Source organism: Akkermansia sp. N21169, from assembly GCF_029854675.1.
In the GTDB taxonomy this organism is placed as follows: domain Bacteria; phylum Verrucomicrobiota; class Verrucomicrobiia; order Verrucomicrobiales; family Akkermansiaceae; genus Akkermansia.
The window spans coordinates 25,099-47,686 of sequence record NZ_JARWNC010000025.1 but is presented as its reverse complement, the minus strand read 5'-3'; the positions used below and the strand labels follow the sequence as shown (position 1 = coordinate 47,686).

General features: G+C 52.2%; 20 protein-coding genes and 1 tRNA gene. 8 read left to right on the top strand and 13 right to left on the bottom strand.

Translation table 11 applies throughout. The features are described from left to right. Positions 1–26: 26 nt before the first annotated feature. From QET40_RS01405 to QET40_RS01390, 4 genes are all read right to left on the bottom strand, one after another. On the bottom strand, positions 27–2,741 hold the full coding sequence (locus tag QET40_RS01405; RefSeq protein WP_280125382.1) for an SUMF1/EgtB/PvdO family nonheme iron enzyme: 2,715 nt from the start codon (positions 2,739–2,741) through the stop codon (positions 27–29). 44 nt (positions 2,742–2,785) lie between these two features. Further along, positions 2,786–3,985 carry a glycine C-acetyltransferase gene (kbl, locus tag QET40_RS01400; RefSeq protein ID WP_280125381.1) on the bottom strand — a complete coding sequence of 400 codons (1,200 nt, stop codon included), beginning with the start codon at positions 3,983–3,985 and terminating at the stop codon, positions 2,786–2,788. A 217-nt stretch (positions 3,986–4,202) separates the two neighbouring features. Next, positions 4,203–4,288 (bottom strand) — tRNA-Leu (locus tag QET40_RS01395). A gap of 149 nt (positions 4,289–4,437) precedes the next feature. Beyond that, on the bottom strand, positions 4,438–4,899 hold the full coding sequence (locus QET40_RS01390) for a RidA family protein (protein ID WP_280125380.1): 462 nt from the start codon (positions 4,897–4,899) through the stop codon (positions 4,438–4,440). 185 nt (positions 4,900–5,084) lie between these two features. Between QET40_RS01390 and QET40_RS01385 the strand changes: the two genes are divergently transcribed. Next, a complete protein-coding gene (locus QET40_RS01385) occupies positions 5,085–6,791 on the top strand; it encodes a hypothetical protein (protein WP_280125379.1) in 1,707 nt (568 codons plus the stop codon). 134 nt (positions 6,792–6,925) lie between these two features. Here QET40_RS01385 and QET40_RS01380 read toward each other — a convergent pair whose 3' ends face one another. Next, positions 6,926–7,876 (bottom strand): hypothetical protein, encoded by a 951-nt coding sequence (locus QET40_RS01380; protein ID WP_280125378.1) that lies wholly within the window; start codon positions 7,874–7,876, stop codon positions 6,926–6,928. A gap of 322 nt (positions 7,877–8,198) precedes the next feature. Here QET40_RS01380 and QET40_RS01375 point away from each other — a divergent pair, with 322 nt between their 5' ends. Further along, a complete protein-coding gene (locus QET40_RS01375) occupies positions 8,199–8,840 on the top strand; it encodes a hypothetical protein (protein ID WP_280125377.1) in 642 nt (213 codons plus the stop codon). 133 nt (positions 8,841–8,973) lie between these two features. Here QET40_RS01375 and QET40_RS01370 read toward each other — a convergent pair whose 3' ends face one another. From QET40_RS01370 to QET40_RS01355, 4 genes are all read right to left on the bottom strand, one after another. Next, entirely contained in the window at positions 8,974–10,974 is a 2,001-nt protein-coding gene (locus tag QET40_RS01370; RefSeq protein WP_280125376.1) for a DUF4340 domain-containing protein, read from the bottom strand. A gap of 41 nt (positions 10,975–11,015) precedes the next feature. Continuing rightward, positions 11,016–12,572, bottom strand: a complete 1,557-nt coding sequence (locus tag QET40_RS01365) for a Gldg family protein (protein WP_280125375.1) — start codon at positions 12,570–12,572, stop codon at positions 11,016–11,018. 41 nt (positions 12,573–12,613) lie between these two features. Beyond that, on the bottom strand, positions 12,614–13,402 hold the full coding sequence (locus QET40_RS01360) for an ABC transporter permease (RefSeq protein ID WP_280125374.1): 789 nt from the start codon (positions 13,400–13,402) through the stop codon (positions 12,614–12,616). Positions 13,403–13,464: 62 nt separating this feature from the next. Next, positions 13,465–14,400 carry an ABC transporter ATP-binding protein gene (locus QET40_RS01355; RefSeq protein ID WP_280125373.1) on the bottom strand — a complete coding sequence of 312 codons (936 nt, stop codon included), beginning with the start codon at positions 14,398–14,400 and terminating at the stop codon, positions 13,465–13,467. 190 nt (positions 14,401–14,590) lie between these two features. Here QET40_RS01355 and QET40_RS01350 point away from each other — a divergent pair, with 190 nt between their 5' ends. Further along, positions 14,591–15,466 carry a threonine/serine exporter family protein gene (locus QET40_RS01350; RefSeq protein ID WP_280125372.1) on the top strand — a complete coding sequence of 292 codons (876 nt, stop codon included), beginning with the start codon at positions 14,591–14,593 and terminating at the stop codon, positions 15,464–15,466. After that, positions 15,463–15,984 carry a threonine/serine exporter family protein gene (locus tag QET40_RS01345; RefSeq protein ID WP_280125371.1) on the top strand — a complete coding sequence of 174 codons (522 nt, stop codon included), beginning with the start codon at positions 15,463–15,465 and terminating at the stop codon, positions 15,982–15,984. Before QET40_RS01350 ends, QET40_RS01345 begins: the two co-directional genes overlap by 4 nt. Here QET40_RS01345 and QET40_RS01340 read toward each other — a convergent pair. Continuing rightward, on the bottom strand, positions 15,929–16,990 hold the full coding sequence (locus QET40_RS01340; protein WP_280125370.1) for a tRNA-dihydrouridine synthase: 1,062 nt from the start codon (positions 16,988–16,990) through the stop codon (positions 15,929–15,931). The genes QET40_RS01345 and QET40_RS01340 overlap by 56 nt on opposite strands. 105 nt (positions 16,991–17,095) lie before the next feature. On the opposite strand from QET40_RS01340, the gene QET40_RS01335 reads away from it, so the two are divergent. Then, positions 17,096–18,349: a 4-hydroxy-3-methylbut-2-enyl diphosphate reductase gene (locus tag QET40_RS01335; RefSeq protein WP_280125369.1), complete on the top strand. Its 1,254-nt coding sequence runs from the start codon at positions 17,096–17,098 to the stop codon at positions 18,347–18,349. Here QET40_RS01335 and QET40_RS01330 read toward each other — a convergent pair. Together QET40_RS01330 and QET40_RS01325 are read right to left on the bottom strand one after the other, a co-directional pair. Then, positions 18,337–18,852, bottom strand: a complete 516-nt coding sequence (locus tag QET40_RS01330; RefSeq protein WP_280125368.1) for a DUF456 domain-containing protein — start codon at positions 18,850–18,852, stop codon at positions 18,337–18,339. The two genes, QET40_RS01335 and QET40_RS01330, sit on opposite strands and share 13 nt — an antisense overlap. A 106-nt stretch (positions 18,853–18,958) precedes the next feature. Then, complete coding sequence (locus QET40_RS01325) at positions 18,959–19,216, bottom strand: hypothetical protein (protein WP_280125367.1); 258 nt, start codon at positions 19,214–19,216, stop codon at positions 18,959–18,961. A 170-nt stretch (positions 19,217–19,386) separates the two neighbouring features. Between QET40_RS01325 and gluQRS the strand changes: the two genes are divergently transcribed. The 3 genes from gluQRS (at position 19,387) to QET40_RS01310 (ending at position 21,876) form a co-directional block, all read left to right on the top strand. Then, complete coding sequence (gene gluQRS, locus QET40_RS01320; protein ID WP_280125366.1) at positions 19,387–20,229, top strand: tRNA glutamyl-Q(34) synthetase GluQRS; 843 nt, start codon at positions 19,387–19,389, stop codon at positions 20,227–20,229. 5 nt (positions 20,230–20,234) lie between these two features. Continuing rightward, the gene (locus tag QET40_RS01315; RefSeq protein ID WP_280125365.1) at positions 20,235–20,864 is read left to right on the top strand and encodes a hypothetical protein; all 630 of its coding nucleotides are present in this window, start codon (positions 20,235–20,237) and stop codon (positions 20,862–20,864) included. A gap of 106 nt (positions 20,865–20,970) precedes the next feature. After that, positions 20,971–21,876, top strand: coding sequence for a prephenate dehydrogenase/arogenate dehydrogenase family protein (locus tag QET40_RS01310; RefSeq protein WP_280125364.1), 906 nt, complete (start codon positions 20,971–20,973; stop codon positions 21,874–21,876). A 33-nt stretch (positions 21,877–21,909) separates the two neighbouring features. On the opposite strand, the gene QET40_RS01305 is transcribed toward QET40_RS01310, so the two are convergent. Further along, on the bottom strand, positions 21,910–22,551 hold the full coding sequence (locus QET40_RS01305) for a hypothetical protein (RefSeq protein ID WP_280125363.1): 642 nt from the start codon (positions 22,549–22,551) through the stop codon (positions 21,910–21,912). Positions 22,552–22,588 lie beyond the last annotated feature (37 nt).

Sequence of the window (22,588 nt, the reverse complement as noted above, 5' to 3'; positions counted from 1 at the left end):
GAGTACAGCGGTTGAGGAGTGTTCGTTTATTCCTCCGCTTCATATTGCCGGACAAGAATCAAGCGGAAGCCAATGGCTGGGTCCTTCGTCCCCGGGGGCAGAGGGGTTCTTGCACGGATAGAAAGCTGGGCAGGCCGGAAGGAAAGGTAATTGCCGCCGCGCGCCGTATCGTAATCCTTGATCGGGATGAGGGCATTATCTCCTCCATATGAATCACCCACCCATTCTTGTACATTACCGTCCAGATCATACAAGCCGAGGCGATTGGGATCATACGACTTGACGGGAGCAAGTTCCGGATAGCCGTCTTCGTATGAGGTAATAACCCGGAAGGAGGGTAGATAGGACAATGCGGAATCATCGGCAAAGTTCCCCGTATTATTCTTGGGAGGCCAGGCGGTACCCCAGTAAAACGCAGGAGTCTCGTTCATGGCGGAGAGCGAACGCTCGTAGGGAGTGGTTCCGTTTTCAGCACGGATATTGGCAAGAAGGCTCCATTCCTCATCCGTAGGAAGGCGGTAGGTATCGGTTCCGGAGATGCGGCCGGAACGCCGTTCACGTCCAGTCAGCCATTTGGCAAAATGCTCTGCGTCCTTTTTAGAAACATTGGTGACCGGATAGTCGTTGCGGTCTTTCCATTCCGGAGGCTCCGGAGTATCCTTGGAGGTGGATTTGTGGAATGCCCGGTAATCCTTGATACGCACTTCATGGGCAAGCGCCATGGCATCGGAGGCAAGCGGGACAAATTCCATATCCAGACTGTTTTTCCATGGGGAATCGTATTCTACGGACTCGTCTTTGTCCAATTGGAGGGAAAGATAGAGGTTTTCCGGGGAAAGACCATTGCGCTCAATTGTAGCGAAGCCGTCTTTTTTCACCTTGACCGAGTAGGGCGACTGTGGAACGGAGACCTGTTCCAGAGGCGTTCGCCCGATGTATTTACCGTTCCAGAAAACACTGGCGTTTTCCGGTTGGGACAGGATTGTGACAGGAAGTTTCTTTTCTGGCTCTACGCGAATCCTGTAAGCCTGCATGGTACCGTTGCGTGTCGAGTACCCAGGAATGGGCAGGGCGGTCATGACGTAGTTGGAACTGAGAATCCCCTTCTTCATGCATGCGGAAGTAATCCATTTCAGATAGGAAATAATGCCTTCCTGATCAGTCAGGGCAAGTGGAGGCTTGCCGGTTGCAGGCGTTTCCGGCATTGAGATGACAGGGATGTTTTTTTTGTTCCTGCTTTTGGAGAGGAACTTATTGAAATCATCGATATTGAGGGGAGCTTCCGCCGTATGGCCTTCGCCATCGGGCATGAAACGGTTGTTTTCTGCATCAGTCCAGTATTCACCCTGAACCGGGGGATGGAAAGGTTTGAGAGTACCGCCGAGAACAAGAGTCTTGTTTTTTTCTACAACCCCCGTGCCCTTGATTTCTTCATATCCCGTCTTGCGTATGGAGTAGACGGGAGAAATACCCGCCGGCACGGCAATGGGGCCATACGGGGTTTCATCCAGATAATTGCCCTTGTCATCGTAAACGGACGCGCCTGCCGGAGAACTGGTGACCAGGACATAACCTTGCGAGGGCTGGGGCTTGGATTGCCAGAAGGGAGAAGCATCCTGCTGGGAGGATATGCTCGGAGCATTGACAGGTTGCCTTTGCTGGACAGGTGGGGCATCCTCCTGTTGTCCGGAAATATTCAGGATTTCCAGACTGCTTTTGGGAAGAAGATACCAAGCGACTGCAACGACAATGCTAATGGAAACGAGGGCTCCCGCAATAGCGGAGAGAAGCATGCGGGCAGTATTGCCCAGAGGTTTTTTATGCTTTTTCTTCTTCCGTTTTTTGGAACCGTATTGTGGATGAAGGGACTTGCCTCGAAGGGAATCGATAGCATCGGCCAATTCCTCCGCAGTAGAGATTGTACAACGGGAAGCATCAGGTTCTCCTGCTTCGCAGATAATGTCGTTGAAGGCCAGCCATTTTTTACGCTGAGCTCCGTCCGGAATTTTGTCCGGTAGTTCCGGGAAATCCAGTCTGTCCCTGCCGCTGCTGATTTCATACAGCACCTTGGCCAGCGCATAAACGTCTGCCCGTTTGGTTCCCGGACCATCTGGAGGAATGTAACCTTCCGTACCGACAAAACTGTGGTGGTCGTTTTTGGAAACAAGTCCGATATCGGCAAATTTCGGACGTCCATTGACGAAAACGACATTGGCCGGCTTGATGTCGCGATGGGTCAGGCCTTTGCTGTGAAGGTAAATCAACGCATGAGCCAGTTGGCTGCCTACTTCCAGACAATAATCCAAAGGAAGGGGGCGTTGCCCCGCAAGCTTCATATCCGTATGGAGCGTCCGGGGAATATACTCGGCAGGGTCGATATGAATGCCGGCCTGGGCATCGTCCCCGAGCTCCATCACATAATAATAGAACGGAGATGGACTGGACTTGAAACCGACATGCAGAATGTGAACCAGGCCGGGATGGTTGCGAGCGATCGGCTCGTAATACTGGACTCCCTGGAATTCACGATTGAACGTTCGCTCGTCCTCAAAGTCGTCCCTGCATACGATTTTGATTGCTCTCCATGCACCGGTCATGGATTTGGCAAGCCAAACCTCTCCATAGGCTCCGCTGCCGATTTGGCGGACAACTTCGTGGTCCGGAATTTGAGGGGCTGGACGCAGTACCCGGCCCGGCGAAACAACCGGAAGGGCTTTTGGCGTGGGAGGTACCGCGTCCATGATCGTTAATCAACTAAATGATCGGTGGGATGGCATCCCCCTGATCAGGAGATGACGCCAAGGTTTTTACCAACCTTGCAGAAGGCTTCGATAGCCTTGTCGAGCTGTTCTTTCGTGTGAGCGCCCGAGATTTGCGTACGAATGCGAGCCTGGCCTTTGGGAACAACCGGATAGAAGAAGCCGACAGCGTACACTCCTTCGTTGAGAAGAGCCTCGGAGAACTTCTGGGACAAGGCGGCATCGCCGAGCATGACCGGGGAAATCGGGTGGTCTTTGCCGGAAATGGTGAAGCCCGCGCCAGTCATGGCAGTCCGGAAGTAACGGGTGTTTTCCTCGACCCTATCGCGGGCTTCCGTGGAACGTTCCAGAATGTCGATCACCTTCATCGTAGCAGCGGCGATGGCAGGCATGATACTGTTGGAGAACAGATAGGGCCTGGAACGCTGGCGGAGGATCTCAATGACTTCCTTCGGTCCGGACGTATAGCCGCCGTTGGCGCCGCCGAGAGCCTTGCCTAACGTACCTGTAGTGATATCGATCTTTCCAAGGAGGCCGCAATATTCATGCGTTCCGCGTCCCGTTGCTCCCATGAAACCGGTGGAGTGGCTATCGTCGAAGTGGAAAATAGCATTGTATTTGGCGGCTAAGTCGCGCACCTTGTCCAGCTGGGCAATAATGCCGTCCATGGAGAAGACACCGTCCGTAGAGATCAGCTTGATTTTGGCACCTTCGGCATCAGCCTGCTGAAGTTTGGCTTCCAGATCGGCCATGTCATTGTTGTTGTAACGGTAACGCTTGGCTTTGCAGAGGCGGACTCCGTCAATAATGGAGGCGTGGTTGAGAGCATCGGAAATAATAGCGTCTTCAGGTCCGAGCAGGGCTTCAAAAAGACCGCCGTTGGCATCGAAACAGGAACCGTACAAGATGGTGTCTTCCGTACCCAGAAAATGGCTGAGGCGTTCTTCCAGAGCTTTGTGAAGCGTCTGCGTACCGCAGATAAAGCGGACGGATGCCACGCCGAAACCCCAGCGTTTGATTGCATCGCGGGCGGCTTCCATGACTTCCGGGTGGTTGGCCAAGCCGAGGTAATTATTGGCGCACATATTGATGACGGAACGGCCATCCTTGAGCGTTACTTGGGAATATTGCTGGGAATCAATGAATCGTTCGCTCTTGTAGAGGCCTTGGGTTCGCAAATCGGCGAGGGCTTCATTCAGCGCGCTTTTGAATTCTGCGGGGATCATAATGACGAGATTGTTTGAATTGAAATACCGCTGGAGAGAAAAAAGACTCCATCGGGCACTCCCCGACTTTACCACAAGAGAATCCAATGGAAAAGTAGAAACACTCTCCTGGGTAAAAGTTATGGGCTCCACCTCGAAATTGATGGATGAGGCAATTTGTAAAACAAACAAAAAAGTCCTAAAAACAATGTGTTAGGACTATTAGGAGCAATAGCTTTGGTACTCCCGACGGGACTCGAACCCGTACGCCGTTGCCGGCAGCAGATTTTAAGTCTGCAGCGTCTACCATTCCGCCACAGGAGCATTGATTGTTCGGTCAAGACCGGGGCTTACTATAGTGGCTTTAGTAAAAATTTTCAAGTGGGAATGGTCGAAGGATACAAGAAAAAGGCAGACATGGGGGAATCCATGCCTGCCACGAAAGGATGAATATGCTTACACAGCGTTCAATGTTAGTCGGCTACTTCGACAACGAGGCTGATTTCTACAGCAACGTTGAGGGGCAGGGCCGAGACACCGACCGCCGTGCGGCTGTGCCGGCCTATTTCTCCGAATATTTCGAGCAGAAGGTCGGAGGCTCCATTGAGGACTTTGGGGTGGTCGTAGAATTCGGGACCGGCATTGACGAATCCGTTAAGGGCGACAATGCGGGTGATTTTTTCTAGGGAACCGACTGCTTGTTCAACAACGGCGAGGCGGTTGAGAATAGCGGCTCGTGCCGCAGCCTGGCCCTGTTCCAAGGTCAATTCCTGGCCTACTTTACCGTAGAAGGAGTCTTCTCCATTGACGGAGATGCCTCCGGAGAGGTGGAGGAGGTTGCCGGTGCGGACGCACTGAACGTAGGAACCTACGGGGGCAGGGGCCGGGTGAAGTTTGTAGCCTTTTTCTTCGAGTCGTTGACGGATAGTGTCCATGTCGGTAATGGGGGTGAATGGTGTATCGAGAGGTTGAAATATGCGCCGGAAGAACGGGACGAATAGACCGGTTTTGGCGGGCAAATATGCCTCTCAACACACAAATTGCACAAATTCATGGCGTCTAGCACGCAAAATGATTGCCATGCCTCATGTTTACTTGCTAATGAAACACGGACACAATCATGACCGAAGAAACATCCAAGCAGGATTCGTTTGATGACAACCTTGATCTGTCGGGGTTGACCGATTTCCAGTTCGGCCCGGCCTGGGCTCGTCAACGGGAAACCGGCGACAAGCCGCGACGTGCCGACTTTTCTTCTTTCCGTAATCGGGAGGAACGAGGAAGTGGGCGATTCAGGAAAGAAGGATCCGCTGAACGTGCCGGCGGTCGGGGTGGCGAAAGACGTCAGGGACAAGGGTTCCGTGGCGAACGTCGCGATCGCACGACCGGCAGAGATGACCGTCGAGAAGGCGGCCAGGGAGGAAACCGCTTCCGCCAGGGAGGACGCCCGCAGGGCAAGGGGGGACGTTTTGATCGTCCGCGCCAGCCTAGGGAGGAACTTGCCGAACCGACGCCGGGACTTCGCGTGGAGTTGCGTCCTGTCGATGTTCTGCTTGCGGTATGGGCGGCTGAGGTGAATAAACACAAACGCGCTGTTTCTCTGTTTGATTTCGCTAAAGTTGTGATGGGCGGTCGTGATCGGTACGATCTCGTCTATATGAAGCGGGAGGGAGGCCCTCAGTTGATTCAGTCCAAGAAGGAGGATCGTTCCTGCTGGATTTCCCGTGAGGAGGCTTTGCGTTTCCTGTGGGGAGCTCCGTGGTTTAATGAATTTTACAGGACTGAAGAAGAACCAGTGGATCCTCCCAAGGGTGATTTTCAGGGAATAGCAAAATGCCGTCTTTCCGGAGATTTGATCGGTCCGGTGAATTGGCACGGTTACCAAGCCGCTGTGGCGGCCTTGCACCGTGACAAGTTCTCCAATATGTCGGTTGACGATTTCCGCCGTACGATTGAAATCGTCAAGGATGAGGAAGTCGTTCAAAAGTGGTTGGCGGAAGCTAGTCGCCGTATCGTCTGGAAGCCTGTTCGCGAGGACGCCGGAGACGTTATTCTCGCGGATCGTGCCGCTGTGGAGAAGGATTTTAGCGACCATCATTTCGATGAAGTCTATCTCGTGGGAGACAAGGTGTTTGTCAATGGAGCGGCCGACCGGAAGCATCTTTCTCCCGGACTCTGGGCACACTTGGTGAAACTGGCCGATGTGACGAGAAAGCATCCCAGTATGTTGATCCCTAACCTTTGCCACGGTCTTGCCCGTCATCATATGCCCATTTTTAAATGGAATAACGGGCATCATACCGGTCCGAGCAGGCCGCGAACGGTTCCGTCGGGGACGGTACTTGCCGATAATATGACGGCTATTCTCAACTGGGTCCGGGAACATGCGGGCCAGGGGGTGGATGTCATGCTCAATGAACTCGGAGGTGTTTTACCCAAGGTTTCGGAAGAGGGTGCCAGGGAGGCTCCAGTGCCAGTTGATCCGGCTCCGACTGCTTCGGATGCGGGTGATCTGGAATCGGCGTCTGCCGAACCGATGGCTGACGAGGTTGTCGTTCCCTCCGAGGAGAAGGCCGAAGAAATTACTGCGGTTGAAACGGAGTCTCCGGTTACAGAAGTTGCCGTAGAACCGGTTCCTGCTGCCGTTCCATCGGAAGGAGAACCTGCTGAAGTGAAAGCGGCAGTTCCTGTTGTTTCTGAAGAAGATCTTATCAGAAACCGCCGTCAGGAATTGGTGCGCGATATTCTTTGGCTGTGCGAGCAGGGATATATCCTTGTCTTTGCAGATAGGACGGTTTTCCTGCCCAAATCTTCTGTTGAAGCTTAATTGAACAGCAAATAATAAAATCAAGCAGCCTCACCCGCGGTATGATTCCGGAAGTGAGGCTGCCTGTTTTTTTATTGTACCAATTTTACATCTTGGTTACCGGGGAATGCTGAAGGAAGTCTGACTTGTCGAGGTTATCTTCTGGAAGGGCGATGGTGGGAGGAAGGACCGAATGATCCGGCTCCGTCCCGCGAACTTGAGGATCTGTCAGACGAGGATGTACTGCTGGATGATGATGAATGGCTTGAATAGTAGCTGTCGCTGAATGGCCTGCTGCCACCGGATCCGGAGTAGGAACTTACGGGGGTATATGAACCTCCGCTGAAGGAAGGACGACTATGGCGACCGCTGTTTCCCGAAGAGGAGCTGGGAGCATGGGGGCGTGAAGAGGCTTCCGGTCGATTACTGACAGTCCATTGGGGATCGCCGGTCCCCGGGCGAATCGCGGAAGAAGGACGTCCCGGACGATTGCCCGATGGCCTGTTGTTATTTTCCGGTCTGTTCCAGGAAGGTGTATTTGGGGAGGGTCTATGACCCGCTGATGGCCTGTTATACGAGGGATGGGAAGAGTTGGGCCTATTGTTGTAGGAAGGGGAGGAGGGGCGGTGGGAGTTACTGCCCGGTCGTGAAGGAGGCATGGGCTGGGGCCTGTTGTTGGGGCGATGGTATACTAAGGGCCGACCATGATTCCACGAGGGTTTCGGACGTTCCAGATAACGGACTCCGTGCGGCCAGTGGTAGTGCCCTCGGTAATAGTATGCGGGTCTCCATGAGGGAACGTAGCAGTTGCTGTACAGGAGGTTGATGGAAAAGATGGGACTTCCGGCCGGGCTGTATCCGTAAACGGGTCTGCCCGCATAATAGCCATAGATGGGGAAACCGGCGCTGTCGTACATATAATTTCCATAGCCGGTATAGCTGTTGTAGCTGACGTAGTCTCCTCCGTATCCCGATGAGGCATAAGTGGTGGATACGGACATGTTGTCCCAATAGGGATCTGCAACGCAGCCGGAAAGAAGTAGGCATCCGGCTAGTATACTGGCGAGAGCCCTGAAAGGCTTGGGAATGTGGATGAACTGTTGCATGGAACTTACTCCTTTACCTGTAAAGCGACACGGATCCCATTTTTTGTGGAATAAAAATTCGAGGCTTGGCTTTGTTTCTTGTTATAGAGCCACTCTTTTTCTAAAATTGCAAGCGATGACACGGGATAGGGAATGTTTAGTTGAAGGCAAAACGGTTGGGTTGACTGTTTTTTGCGATAAGGCGCCTCGGACGTTGGCACGGACGCTGGCTTCTTATGAAAGGAGCGGGTTGCTTCGGTTTTTTGACGATGTCTGTGTATTTTTTATCGGAGGGCACAATGGGGATTCTGCCGTGGCGTCCAAGTACGGATTGAGAAGTTTCATGATTGATGATGGACTGGGATTTGGCGGTGCTTTGAAGAAGGCCGTAGACGTAATGGATGCGGATTACGTGTTGATGGTGGATCATGATCGGGCTGTGTGGGGGGGGAGTACTGTGGAAAAGTTGCGTGAGCAATTGACCGAGGCGATGGGGGTGCTTGTCCGGGATGCTGCGGATGTTGTCCGGTTGCGTCATTCATGGATGGGTAAATCTCCGGTTAGTGCGGCAGCGGTTTATTCCTACTTTTATCCGGTGGATCAATTGTCCAGCCGATGGAAACATGCTGAGAATTTGTCGGATGCTCCTTCATGGATGAAATTTTTCAGGAGATTGATGAATCCTCTCCGTGCCAAGAGATGGATTGGGAGATCCGTTTATGTGGAAGAAAATCCGCATTTGAAATTTCCTTCATACATTCACAAGGATGGCAATTTGTTTATTGTGGATAGCGCCGTATTCCATTGGAGCAATCAACCGAGTCTTGTTTCGATGGGATTTTTAAAGAAGCAAATTATGGGGGCAACGGAGCATTCCCTTTTTTCACAATGTGTGACGGGGAGCGATTTGGAACGTCTTGTCAATTCTAGGAAATGGCGGAACGCGCACCATAGAATTGGTGTAGCCCCGGGTATTTTCCTTTGACTGTGTATCTCGTCTCCGGCATCCGGTTCGTTTGATGAAACCGGAGTAGAGACATTTAGCTGCTTATTCGCAGGATACGTACCGGATTTCCAGCGAAGGATTTGTCTTTCCGTATGAGGTAAGGCAGGAGTATTTAATCCTGCTCGAATACTGAGGCTCCCAGAATTCGTACTTCATCCATTTTCAGAATGAAATAATAGGGGAAATCACTCATTTTACCGAAGTAGAAAGAGGTATGCCCGGGTTCGCCGGCAGGAGCTATTTCGAGGATTTTTTCCTGAAGTTCCTGAGGAGGGGACAAAGTCTGATCGCCTGTGGTGTTATCAAAACTGTCGTCTTTGATGTTAATTTCCGCCTGGCTGGGATCCAGAACTATTTTGAGGCGGAAGACCGGATTTTTCAAAGCTTCTGCAGCATCCATATCGGTGAAGGGAAGCCAGCGGACGACTTTCATTCGTTCCAATTCGCTGAGATAGCGGTTAGCTCTGTTGTTGTCAATAATGACGGTGACGTCCTTGCCGTCCTGCGTGCCTTGCCAAGTGTCGTCAAGGTAGTCGTATTTGAGGATGAGCGGAGGCTGTCCAATCCTTTCCAAATACATTTTACTGAGCTCGAATCGGCTGAAATTAAACAATTTGTTCTGTTTCCAATACAGGGATTCAGTCGGGAAGGAATCGACATAGGCGGAAGAGATTTGGTAGATGCTGGGTTTTCCTTTCTCCTTGGCATACCAGGAACCGTCTTTGCCCGTCCCAAAGGAGAAAATGGTCAAGTCGTTATTGGTCTGCTGGATGGCAATAGACATGTAAGGCTGGTTTAACCCATAGTCGGACAAGTCTGACGGGTTGTCGGTAGCGAATCCAATGACCGGTTCTTCCAGAAGAGTTTTTAGCGACTTGAAAAGTTGGGCCTCATTGATGGGAGCTTGATTGACGTCTTCCGCAGAATATACCCATTCCGGAGCAGCTTTGTTACCTTCGCGGCCGCGAGGGAGAAGGCGTATGTCGATTGGGAAGCCACCTACTGAGCGGATGAAGAGGCCTTTGATCGTTTTATTGTCAATCGAGCAAAGAGTTTGGGATCGCAAACTGTTGAGGCTGAGCGGGAGATCTTCTGTACCGGGGAAATCAGGGTTAGTGGCAATGGGAAGTTCGAAGACGGCTTTGCGGTCGGAAACGGTAGCTTTGACCGTTTTGGAGGTGGGAGTATCGGACGGATAGAGTTTTAAAGTCAGAGGAGGGTCTCCGTCGAAATTTTCGAGAGTAATAGACGTGATGTCCGAATTCTTGGCATCAGGGAGTGTGACGTCCGAAGGATTATATACTCTGGAGGCCGTCAATTTGTGGAGACCGTTAAGGAGTTTGGTAACGGTTTTTTGGTCAGCTTTGACGGGAAGTGGTGTTTCAATTTCCCAAGGAGCTTCGAAGATGGTCCGGGTAAGGACAATCTCTTTGCCGCCGTGATGGATAACGATTTTTCTGGGTTGCGATGGAAGTTTAATGACAGCCGGGGGGAGCAGAAGGGGACGGTGGTCTCTCAATTGTCTGATACCTTCTTTAAACAGAGGAAGGATATTACCTGTGGTTACCAGGATGTTACGGTTGTTCCCGTAAAAATCCGTCCGCATGTAGGTGGTGGCATTGGTGTTGCCTTCCTGATCTTCGACGATCCACGGAGCGGTGGAACCGAGGATGTAACGGGCGATGGTGCTCTGTTTGTGCTTGCCGGAGTTGTTTTTGAGAGTCAGTTGGATGGGCGTAGTTTCGATCCCGAATTCCCGCATGGATCCTCTGACGGTGTTGTTGAGGGGAAGCTCGTCGACAAGCGCCGTGGAATAGGTGAACTGAAGGATTGCGGCAGCCGCGCGGGGATCCATACGGTCATTCCAAGGGGTAGACAGCCACCAGATGCCCTTGTCGTTGATTTCGGCCTCTGCCATGTCATTGACGGTCCGGACGCGCATCCATGAGACGCTGTCTATTTCCTTTTTACTGTAAGGGAAGATGCGTTCTCCTTTTTCGAAAACATTGTGCCCCGTCAGGCGGGACAGATTCCCGTCTATCGTCAATACGACCGTGGCTGCCAGGCAGACCAGTGCGATGATGCTTAGAAGGATAGTACGAAAGAGGAGCATGGGATCGTAAAAAAGATGGGGGAAAAAGGGCGGTCCTGTTTTTAACTACGGCGTGTGTTCCAAATGACCAGGGCGATCAGCAGAGCCAGCAGCGGAAGGCCGAGGTTGATCAACATCTGCAGGAATGATAGGGCGTTGCGATCCAGGTTGAGCTTGATAGTCAGGTCATGATTGGAACCCATGCCGGCGAGTTCTTCGCGGTCTGTCATCCAGGAAACGATGGAACGGATGAAGTCTCTCTGTTCCGGCTTGATTTGCTTCGGACGAAGGATGTCCACATTCCCGAAGACGGCCATACGACCGGTTTCCTTGCTGAGATTGATATCGCTCGTGTTGCCGCGGAGAATGGCTGCAGCGATCAGGAGAGGGCCGGGGTTGTCTTCCTGGGCGTCAAACTGAGGGTTGAGTTTGTTATATTTTGTTTCTCCGTAAAATTCGGATGTGGTAATGAGGAGAGGGAAGGTTTTTATTTTGCGATTGCCGAGTTGAGGATCTTCATCGGCGATTTGGAGGGAGATGCTTTCTCCTTCGAGGCCGGTACTGGAGTTCCAGAAGTCTTCCGTGCATTCCAGCCCCGGAGCGAAGATGGCGTTGATCTGATAGTAGGCTTGTTTGCGGTTGCGCAGGAGGATACGGTCATCCTGAGGGCGTATCCCTTGTTCGCGGAGGAAGCGGTAGAAGTATTTGTTGTCTTTGGCATTGGGATCAATGAAGGCAAGGACGGCGGATTTTGGGCGATTCCAGTAATCCGAGATGACGTCTACTTCTTCTTTGGTGAAATCGTACTGTGGGGCGACGATCATGAGACCCATAGCATCATCTGGTATTTTTTTAAGCCCATTGATAGCGAGTGGTTTGGGTTCAAGATTCTGGGAGAGGCAGATATGTTCCAGCGTACGGTAGACTGAGTCTTCGTTATCTGTTTTATCGGCGTTGAAATTGCTTTTGTCGGAAATGACGTATAGGGGACGACGAACGCCTTCCAGAGCACTGATGAGCCCGGCGGTCATCATGTCTTCCATTTGAAGAGCAACGGCTTTCATGCCTTTCCCGTCCTGACTCTTTTCGTACACGACGAAGGCGTCACCGGGGATGTGTTGGACATGGGAAACTCCTTCCCGTTTGCCTTCAAAGCTTTTGAGGGAACGGGAAGTATCCTGCCTGGCATCAATCACAACTTGATTTTTCTTGAATTCGAGGCCGTCGTAGATGAGGGCTATTTCGCGAGCCCGGTTGGGTTGCCGCAGGGGGTCGATGAATTCGACTTCGATTTTGCCGTTGGAATTGTGGACGTAATCTTCCAGAAGAGACCGCATGCGGGTGTAGTTCTGAGTGGTTCTCTGGAAGGCGAAGATGATTTTGACGGGAGTCTTCCGTTCCTGAAGGAGGTGGGAATTCAGGAGATTGATGGACTGGGACGAAATAACGTAACGCTGATCTTCGGTCAGATCCCGGCGGTAGTATTCCCGGAAACTGATATAATTGACGGCAAGGACGATGAAAACAAGCAGTGCCAGGTTAAGCCAGATTAGAAAACTTTTCCTTTTCCTGTGGGGCTTGGCGGCGGGGGCGGTTTCTGTAGATTCGGGTTCACTCATGGTGGTGAATAGAGAGGGGAAATAGGTTCGGGAATGACGGATTAATGTTTCCAGCGCCTGTGATCCACAACGCGGATAGTCAGGGCCAAAGTCAGGATAGTCATGCTGATATAGAAGATGGCTGGACGCGTATCAATCAAGCCGGCGGAAAAACGGTCCAGATGTTCGGAACACGAGATGTAGTGGAAGATACCTGCTGCGGGGAATTCTCCCCATATGACGGGAACAAGACCAAGGAAGAAGATAAAGACGAGGGTACCGATGGTGGTGATCCCCGAAATGATCTGGCTACTGGTTAGAGATGAGCAGAGCAATCCGATGGAGGTGAACCAGGCTCCGATGAGCAGGATGATTGAATACGCCCCGACCCAATCGCACAGGCGGTAACTCAGTTGGATGCCGGTGTCGGTCGAATAGCCGTGGACAAGATTGATGTAAACATCGGATAGCTCGCCAATAAGGGGGTAGAGGAGCATGGGCAGCCAGAGGATTATATAGAAAGCATAGGCTGCCAGGAATTTACCGATGATTACCTGCGGCGTTTTGATAGGGGCAGTGAGGAGCGATTCCAGAGTGCCTGTTTTTTCTTCTTCGGCCATGAGGCGCATGGTGATGAGCGGGAAGATGAACAGAAAGTAGAACCAGAAGGTAGGGGAGTGGAGAATGAAGAACAGGATGCCTTCTTTTTGAGGGGCGATCTGGAACATCTTCAAAGTGGCGGACAGAGACACGCCTTGCAGCGCCATGACGAAGGCTAGAATGATCCAGCCGTATGGCGTCCCCAGGTAACTCCGGAGTTCTTTGCGGAAAATGGTGATAATGGATGACATGGCAGCGTTGGATGGAATGGGATGTCGGGAGAAAGCGGGGTAATGTGAAACGAAGCGGCGAATTAGTTGCGGCGGGTCATTTCCACGAAGACTTCTTCCAGATTGGGCACATGGCGGTACATGTGGCGGAGAGGACAGTTTTGCCCGACGATGATTTGGGCCAGTTTTTCCCGCGTATCGGTGCCGGCTTCGGCCCGGACGGTGACAGTGTGCCACCCGTCTTCCGAGGTTTCTTCGAAGATGACTTTCTTGACGGCGGGGATTTCTTCAAACATAGCGGTGATTTTTTCCAAATCGCCTTTAAATTCAAGATTGATGCGTCCGGCCGCGCGAAGGTTGGAGGTAAGGTTGGACGGGGTATCTTCTGCCTTGATAATGCCTTGGTCAATGATGATGACCTTGTTGCAAATCATTTCCACTTCACTGAGGATGTGGGTGGAAAGGATGATCGTATGTTCCTTGGAAAGTTCTTTGATGAGTTCCCGGATCTGGCGGATCTGGTTGGGGTCCAATCCGTTAGTTGGTTCGTCGAGAATCAGAAGATCGGGACTGCCGAGCAACGCATCCGCAAGGCCGACGCGTTGGCGATATCCCTTGGAGAGGGTTCGGATCATTTTCCGGTGCACGTTTTCCAATCCGCAACGTTCCAGGGACTGGGAGACGGAGTCCCAGATTTTCTTGGAAGGGATGCCCTTCAGCCGAGCCCGGTATTTCAGATATTCGGTGATGCGCTGGTCATCGTAAAGCGGGACGTGTTCCGGGAGATACCCCAGGTGTTTTCTTGCTTCCAGGGTTTGTTCCACGATATCGTATCCGGCGATGGTGGCGGAGCCTCCGGAAGGAGGAAGATATCCCGTCAGCATCCTGAGCGTTGTGGTTTTACCGGCGCCGTTGGGGCCAAGAAACCCGACGATTTCTCCTTTGTTAATGGTAAATGTGGCATTCTTGACTGCCTGGAAACGGCCAAAGGTTTTGGAGAGGTGGTCGGCTTTAATCATGGATGCTGAAAGTGACGACACTTATACTAGGCAAATCGTGGGGAGCCACAAGTCGATTTTTCCATGTAACCGCATCGGATAGCATGAAATACGTGGGGATATGTTTTCTCCAAATTTCGTGAACATGCTGAATGCTTGACTATTTCTCGGTTGGCGCGTATGCATCCGCCGGTTTCGTTTTCCTCAATAAATGACACAGGAATTGCCATCCGATTCACAGATTCAGTCCCAAGTCCCCCGTTCCGATACCGGGGAGGGGAGAGATCTCGACTGTGTTGGGCATTCCGGCGGGAAAAAACGAACCTCGTTCCAGATTTCGGCGGATGCGTTGCTGCACTATGCTGTGATGATGATGGCGGCCGGGGCGCATACGTCCCGTGTTGTCCGCAATACGTCGCGTATTGCGGAATCGTTCGGGTACAGTGTGGCTATTACGATTCTTCAGAAGTCCGTGATGATGTCAGTCAAGCGCAAGGAGGACCATTCCATCCGGCAGACACTGATCAAGAAGATCGAACCGGCTCCCATCAATTTCAGGACGATTTCACTTCTGAGTACACTGAGTTGGGAAGTGCATGACTGCCATTTGTCCGTGAATGAATTCCGGAGGAAATACAGGAAAATCGTCGCCATTCCCTCTATGTCGCGCTGGATGGTACTGATGCTGGTTGCCTTGGCCAATGCATCGTTTTGCCGGTTGTTTCAGGGAGACCTTATCGCGATGGTGGTTGTGTTTGCTGCAACCCTGTCCGGTTTTTTTGTCCGGCAGGAAATGATGAAACGACATGTGAACCATTACATTGTGTTTACTGTCTGTTCCTGTGTGGCTTCTCTGATTGGCGGATTGGCCGTTTTCTTTCAATGGGGGACGACGCCGAGTGTTGCCATGGCGACGAGCGTTCTTTTTCTGGTACCGGGAGTTCCCTTGATTAACGGGATTATGGATTTGCTTCAGGGATTTGTCCTGATGGGGATTTCCCGGTTGGTGGGTGCGTGCAACCTGATTATTTGCATTGCACTGGGATTGGCCATTTCGTTGTACATCTATGGAGTGAACATGTTATGATACCGGATTTTGCACTGTCGATTTTGGCTGACGGATTTTTTGCTGCTGTGGCGGCTATAGGTTTTTCGGTGATTTCGAATCCTCCCCGGAAGGCGATCCCGATCTGTGCCCTGCTGGCTGCCGTAGGACACGGTCTGCGTTTTTTCCTGATTGAGAATACGTCGATGGGGATTGTTGTATCCACCTGTATCGCATCGTTTATCATCGGACTACTGAGTATTTTCTTCGCCAAGCGGGTATATTGCCCGGCAGAGGTATTTGCCTTCCCCTCTTTGCTTCCGATGATTCCGGGGATGTATGCGTATAAGACGGTGTTGTTTTTAATGCAGTTTTTCCAGACGGAGAATGAAAAAGTGCTTCTCGATACCTTGATCGGAGTTTTTGCCAACGGGTTGAAAACGGTATTTATTCTCTTTGCCCTGGTTGTGGGTATTGCCCTGTCTCTGTATAAGGAGCAGACGCTTATGATGACACGCCGCCCCATGGGGAACCCTTCTCCCGAGGGCAAGAAACATTAGGGTCCCTTTCTCGCCCGGCGGAAAGAAGGTCTTCATGGTGGGCAAAAAGAGGTGAATGTTCCGGAGGACGAATGTCGACAGGCAGTTTATTGTCAAGAAATTCGGCGCATGTAGCTTGGAATTCCTGCTGTGTTGCCACTCTGCGGATGGCATATCCAAAGGCATCCGGCAAGCCGCAGGTCATGTAGACCATGAATTTCTTCAACGAGTTGACGTGTTTTTTTTCATCGAAGCGATCCTGCGTGGCAGCAGTTTCCTCCGATAGGAGAAGGGCGTAGCGGTAAAGGTCTCGCCGGATGAGAGCAGGGACGGGCTTGCCGCAGAAACTTGCGCGTAATTGATCGAAGATCCAGGGATTGCGGATGGCTGCCCGTCCGATCATGAATCCGGCGGGGCGGCATTGTTCCATCCAGACGGAAGCTGTTGCCGGATCCACGATGTTGCCGTTGGCAATGACGGGGCAGGGCATGACTTCTACGGCATGGGCGATCCATTCCGGATGAACGGGACTTCTGTATCCTTCCCGGACGGTTCTCCCATGGATGGCGAGCCGGTCTGGACAGTGTTTCGCGATGATGCCCAAAATAGCGGAAAATTCCTGTGGATCTTCCCATCCAAGCCTGCATTTGACGGTGAAGGCACCTTCAGGCAGAGCATCTCTCAGGCCTCCGAGGATGGTATCCATCGTGCGTAACTTTCGCAAGAGGCCTCCGCCGGCGTTTTTGTGGCAGACGAGATGGGCCGGGCATCCCATGTTGAGATCGACTCCGGCAACGGGATGCTCCATGAGTAGTCGTGCGTCCCGCACCAGGGAGTCGCGGTCACTGCCGACGAATTGGGCGTAGATAGGACATCCGGTCGGGTTCTCGTCGATAGATCTCAAAATTTTAGGATCGGGCTTACTGTGATGAGGGCTGGATCTGAAATATTCCGTAATGAAATAGTCAGGCAGGGTTCCGAGGGAGGTCAGGACACGGAGGAAAGCCAGGTCCGTGATGTCTTTCATGGGAGCCAGGGCGAGAAGCATGTGCGATGCATACAGGGAACAGCTTCTTGAAGCAAGAGACAATGACTTCTTGACGCGGAGGATTTCCTGTGGCCTTTTGTCGGCATGGATCGTCAGCCGAAACGCAATTCGCGAGTGAATGTCCGCCGTGCCGAAGTGATGGGGATTGTCCAGGAGAAGGTACGCCGTCATTACCAGAGCGCCCTGGTGGAATCTGTTCGTTCTTCCGGGAACCGTTTGGAATTGGGACATACGACTTTTGTGCTGGCTCCGGAGTTCGGGTTCTGCACCGGAGTCCAACGTGCGATTGATATTGCGTATGCCGCCCGGAATGTTTTTCCCGAGAACCGTATTTTCCTGATTGGGGATATTATTCATAATCCCGAAGTGAACCGCCAGCTGGCAGCAATGGGAGTGATTCGCCTGCCTTGGAAGACGATGACCGACGAATACGATGAGCTCTGTGAAAAAGACGTAGTTATCGTTCCTGCTTTCGGGGTTCCGGTTCCGTTTATGGATTTTTTGACGAACAAGGGGGTTTCCATCGTCGATACGACCTGCGGCGACGTTGTGAAAGTGTGGCGTCGAGTGAAGGATTTTGCGGCCATGGGGGTTACTTCTATCATTCATGGCAAGGCGACTCATGAAGAAACCCTTGCTACGGCTTCGCGCGCTCTCGGCGAAGACGGACGCGGGAAATACATCATTATTTTCACCGAAGAGGACACACGCGCCCTTGCGGATTATATGATGGGGCATGGGTGCAGGGATGAATTCATGAAACGTTTTGAAGGAGCCATGTCTCCGGGATTTGATCCTGACCGCGACCTCGTCAAGGTGGGGCTGGCCAATCAGACGACCATGTTGAAGAGCGAAACCCAGTCCATCCAGACGATGATCCGCAACGCGGTGGTTAAACGCGATGGCAATGATGAACGATATTCCGTTTTCGATACGATTTGCGGGGCGACGCAAGATCGCCAGAATTCCCTGTTCCAGTTGTTGGATGAGAAACCGGACATCATGTTCGTCGTGGGTGGCTACAATAGCTCCAATACGACTCATCTGGTGGATATTGCAAAGGAATCCGTGCCGACGTTTTTCATTGAAGCCGCAGCTTGCATTCGTTCCCTGACTGAAGTGGAATGTTTCGATACCAGGCTTCACCGGATTGTGGAAAGTTCCTTTCCCGAAGTGATGGGGAATCCGGATGTTCCCGTCAAGGTGGGGATTACGGCCGGAGCTTCTTGTCCGGGCAATCTTGTCGAAGAGACAATTTTCCGCGTCGGCATGCTGCGGGGGGATTCGTTTGATTCCATCCTGACCGCTGCCGGCATGCTTCCCGGTCAGCACCAGTAACTGGCAGTCAGGAACCAGACGATCATCAGGGCGGCTATCCCTAATTTGAACAGGAATCCTGCGAAGATCCCCAGAACAGCCCCTATCCCGGAGGAAAGACTTTTCCGTATTTCCCGTTTTTGAAACCCGACCTCAAAAATGACGGCCCCCAGGAAAGGACCGATGAGTATGCCCATTGGGAAAAAGAAACCTCCGATGAGAAGTCCGATCAGGCTTCCCCAGAGACCGGCCTTAGTGCTGCCGAAGCGTTTGGCTCCCCAATAGGTACAAATGTTATCTCCCAGCATGCCGATGATGCAGAGTAGGGCAAGAGCCCCCCACGTTACCCATCCGGGGGAGTATTCCGGAGAGGAAGAGATGAAGGAGGCGGTCATGCAGCCCAGGAATATCATCGGGTGGCCCGGCACGACGGGGATGACACAACCGGCGAGTCCCATTCCGACAAGGAGCAGGGCAAGCAACGTCAATGCCGTTTGAAGGGAATACTGTAAAATGATATCCATGGGCGGAGATAAAAACAGACTAACCCGTATAAGGATTAGTCTGAAGAAATGCGAGGTAGCAGCCCCTTGTTCGTCATGGTAGCTGCGCCTTGCCGATTTCCGAGAATTATTCGGAATCAGCTGCAGGGGCCTTCTTGGCGGGAGCTTTTTTGGCAGGGGCCTTCTTGGCGGGAGCTGCTTCGGTTTTAGGAGCGGCTGCCTTCTTCTTGGGCGCTGCGGGCTTCTTTTCCGAGTCGTCGTCCTTGGCAATGGAGACGGCAAGTCTTACAGGAAGGGTTTTGCTAGCCTGTTCAAGCTCTTTCTTGCGCTTGATGTAGTTGATACGGCGGCGGCGCTTGGTGACTTTGCGGTGTTGCTGACCCATGATTGGTAGTTTGTTGGTTCTTTAATCTGGATTTTCTCTTTCTGAGTGAGATGGGCTTATTTAGCTTTAACAGGGGGGGGTGGGCAAGGATAAATTTACAAGAGAACACGGAAGTTGCCGTTCATGTGTTTGTATTTGACGCGAAAGCGGGAATATTCCATCACTTGGATATGGATTTCAAATTGCCCAGAACGCGTTTTGCTCCCAGTCCGAGCGGATTGCTCCATTTGGGACATGTACTGGCAGCCTGGAAAGCCCGAACCCTTGCCGACGAACTGGGCGGGGAATGTCTGCTGCGGATGGAGGATATCGACACGGTCCGGTGCCGGACGGACTGGGCGGACGGCATCATGGAAGACTTGGGCTGGCTCGGAATTCGCTTTGACGGAGAGGTTGTTTTCCAATCCAGTCGCATGTCTTTGTATGCGGCTGCTTTGGAACGATTGAAATACCTTGGGGTCGTTTACCCATGTTTTTGCACGCGGCGCGAAATTGCAGAGGAACTCGCCCGTTCCGGAGGTGCTCCCCAGGGAGAAGCGGTGGATTCCTATCCCGGTACCTGCCGTGATCTACCATCTGATCTCCGGGATGAGCTGATCGCTTCCGGAGCCGCTCATGCATGGAGGCTGGATTGTGCGCGGGCAGCCGCGTTGACGGGCGACCTCGCCTGGGAGGATCTGCGTTTTGGCCGCCAAGTGTGCCATCCCTGCATGTTGGGAGATGTAGTTCTCGCCCGCAAGGATTGTCTGACCAGTTATCATCTGGCCGTTGTGACGGACGATGCGGAACAGGGCGTTTCCCATGTGACCAGGGGTGAGGATCTTCTGCCTTGTACAGGCATACACCGCGTTCTTCAGGAACTCCTCGGCCTGCCTGTTCCCGTTTGGGAACACCATAGATTGGTTTGCGATGACCGGGGAGTCAGACTGGCCAAAAGAAATGGGAGCCTGGCTATACGTACACTACGGGAACAGGGCCTCTCTCCCAGAGAAATCATGCAGATGATTTGTTAGGGAAAATGGCATTGACACCTTGCATGGTGGGGTATAAAGTCCACATCAATCCAGAATTAGTGATGAAGAGTTATCAACCGATGGCTGTCCTTGTGGCAGTAAGCATAATAGCCCTGGTTTCATGTGAGCAGCCTCCCCGTGTTGTGGACAGGCCGCTACCCGGATTCAATGGAACGCCCTATACGAATACGGAAACTCCGTCTGTGATTCCTGCTCCCGATCAAACGGAGCTTCTTAACCAGCTTCAGGATCCATCCTCAATTGGCATTGATCCCAATAATCAGCAGGGATTAGCTTCTGGCAATACGGGAGTCAATCCCGGTACGGGTACGATTGGGCAGATTCTTGCCAATCCCGGTACGACGCCTTCGCCGACTATTACCCCGTCTCCGACAGTCAAAACGCCCGTCCAGACGCCTAAGGTAAATCCCGTGACGCCTCCTGTAAATCCTCCCAAACCGGCCAATAACGAGTCGATCCAGACTGCATGGCCGACGGAAGATCCGATGGTCGTTTTCAGCCCGTATGACCGGACGAAAAAGATCCGTATTCAGAAACCTGACGGTACCCGTCAGGCTCCCGGTACAATCATGCGTGATCCTCACTTTCCGGATCGCAAGTTTATCGTGCCGTAAGTGCTCTTCCGGAGTTTTCCTCATGGAGGCAGATTCCCGATAAGATGTTTTTTCATACAGCACTTTCCTTTCGGGTCAGTGCTGTTTTTCTATACTTTTCCTACTCGTGATAGATTCCATCATTATCCGTACCGTATCGATACTGGGCCCGGGGCTTCTGGGCGGTTCGCTGGCTCTTGCTCTGAAAAAATACAGCCCCGGTATCAAGGTGCATCTATGTGGACGCCGGGAGGAACCGCTGGAGACAGCCAGAAAACTGGATGCTGCGGATTTGTATACGGTGGATTTGAATGAGGCCGTCCAAGGTTCTGACCTGGTTGTTTTGGCAACTCCTGTGGGAACTATGCGTTCTATGATGGAGCAAGTGGCTGCCGGGAATTTGGAACAGGCACTGGTGACGGATGTCGGCTCAGTGAAGGGGTGTGTCCACCGTGATGTGGGTTCGTGGCTTTCCGAACGCAACGTGGCATTCATTGGCTCCCATCCGATGGCAGGATCGGAGAAACAGGGCATGGAATATGCGGATCCGGAGTTGTTTTGCAATGCCATGGTTGCCTTGACGAATGAGGAAAATCTGTCCTCTTCGTTAGTTTCATCTCTCCGTCTATTCTGGGAAACCGTGGGAGGTCGTGTGATTGAGATGGACTCCGTTTCCCATGACCGGGCCGTGGCTAGGATTTCCCATATGCCTCATGCTCTAGCGTCTGTTTGTGCCAGGGGCTCCGGGAAGGATTGTACGGATATGCTTGATTCTCTGAAAGCTCTGGCGGCAGGGGGGTTTCGTGATACGACGCGCGTTTCGATGGGCAAACCTTCCATGTGGGCGGAAATTCTTATGGAAAACGGGGAGGAAGTCCTGGCCGCTTTGGATACATGCGCCGCGGAATTGGATTGCTTGAGGAATTTGTTGCGGCAGGGGAACAGGGATGCCCTCAAACTCTGGCTTCAGGGGGCCGGTGATATGCGCCGGACAATTATGCATCCGTCGCCAGATGAAAGCGGGCTGGAATGATAAATGGAGAGGGGAGAAGCAAACTTACCTTGATTAGTCGGTTCTGCCCATCATGGAGCGGGTTTCATCAACCGTTTTGACTTGGTATTCTTTCAAGGAATAGACTGGAGGAGCGGCTAGATCGGCGCGTTTTTGGATGATGTTTTCGTTCAAATCCGTCTCGAAGGTTTTCTTGCCCTCCCAGGATTTACTGGAATCCCCGTATGAGCTGGTTGCGAAGCTGGCGTCTCCTCCCTGCCATTTGCGGTTGTTGAAATTCTCGGCGTTCTTGATGAATTCCGGCGTTTCCACGGTCATTTCGTTGAGTTTGCGGCTGTCTTTCCATGCCTTGGTATCGAAGGCTTTTCTGGAAACGTCGGCGAGGGATGTTTCGAATCCCTTCGTGTCGAACTTTTTCTTTTCGAAGGCATCGTCATTGCCCGTATCGTAACGATTACCTTCGAATGAGCTTCTGCGGTCCGAGGCAACCTGCATCGTGCCATCCGGCATTTTTTTATAGGAAAACCCGCCGGCATAATGTTCGCGGAGGTCCTTTTCCTGTCCAAAATCCTGACGCACACCATCCTGTTTTTTTCCGCTGACCAGAGAGGTCTTCCGATCTGTTTCTACGGAACAGGAGACGGTCAGTAGAACGGCGGATGCCAACAGGGCAAATCGTAGGAAAGCTTTGCTCATAGATGCGGATTAACCAATATGACGCGTTAAATCAAGT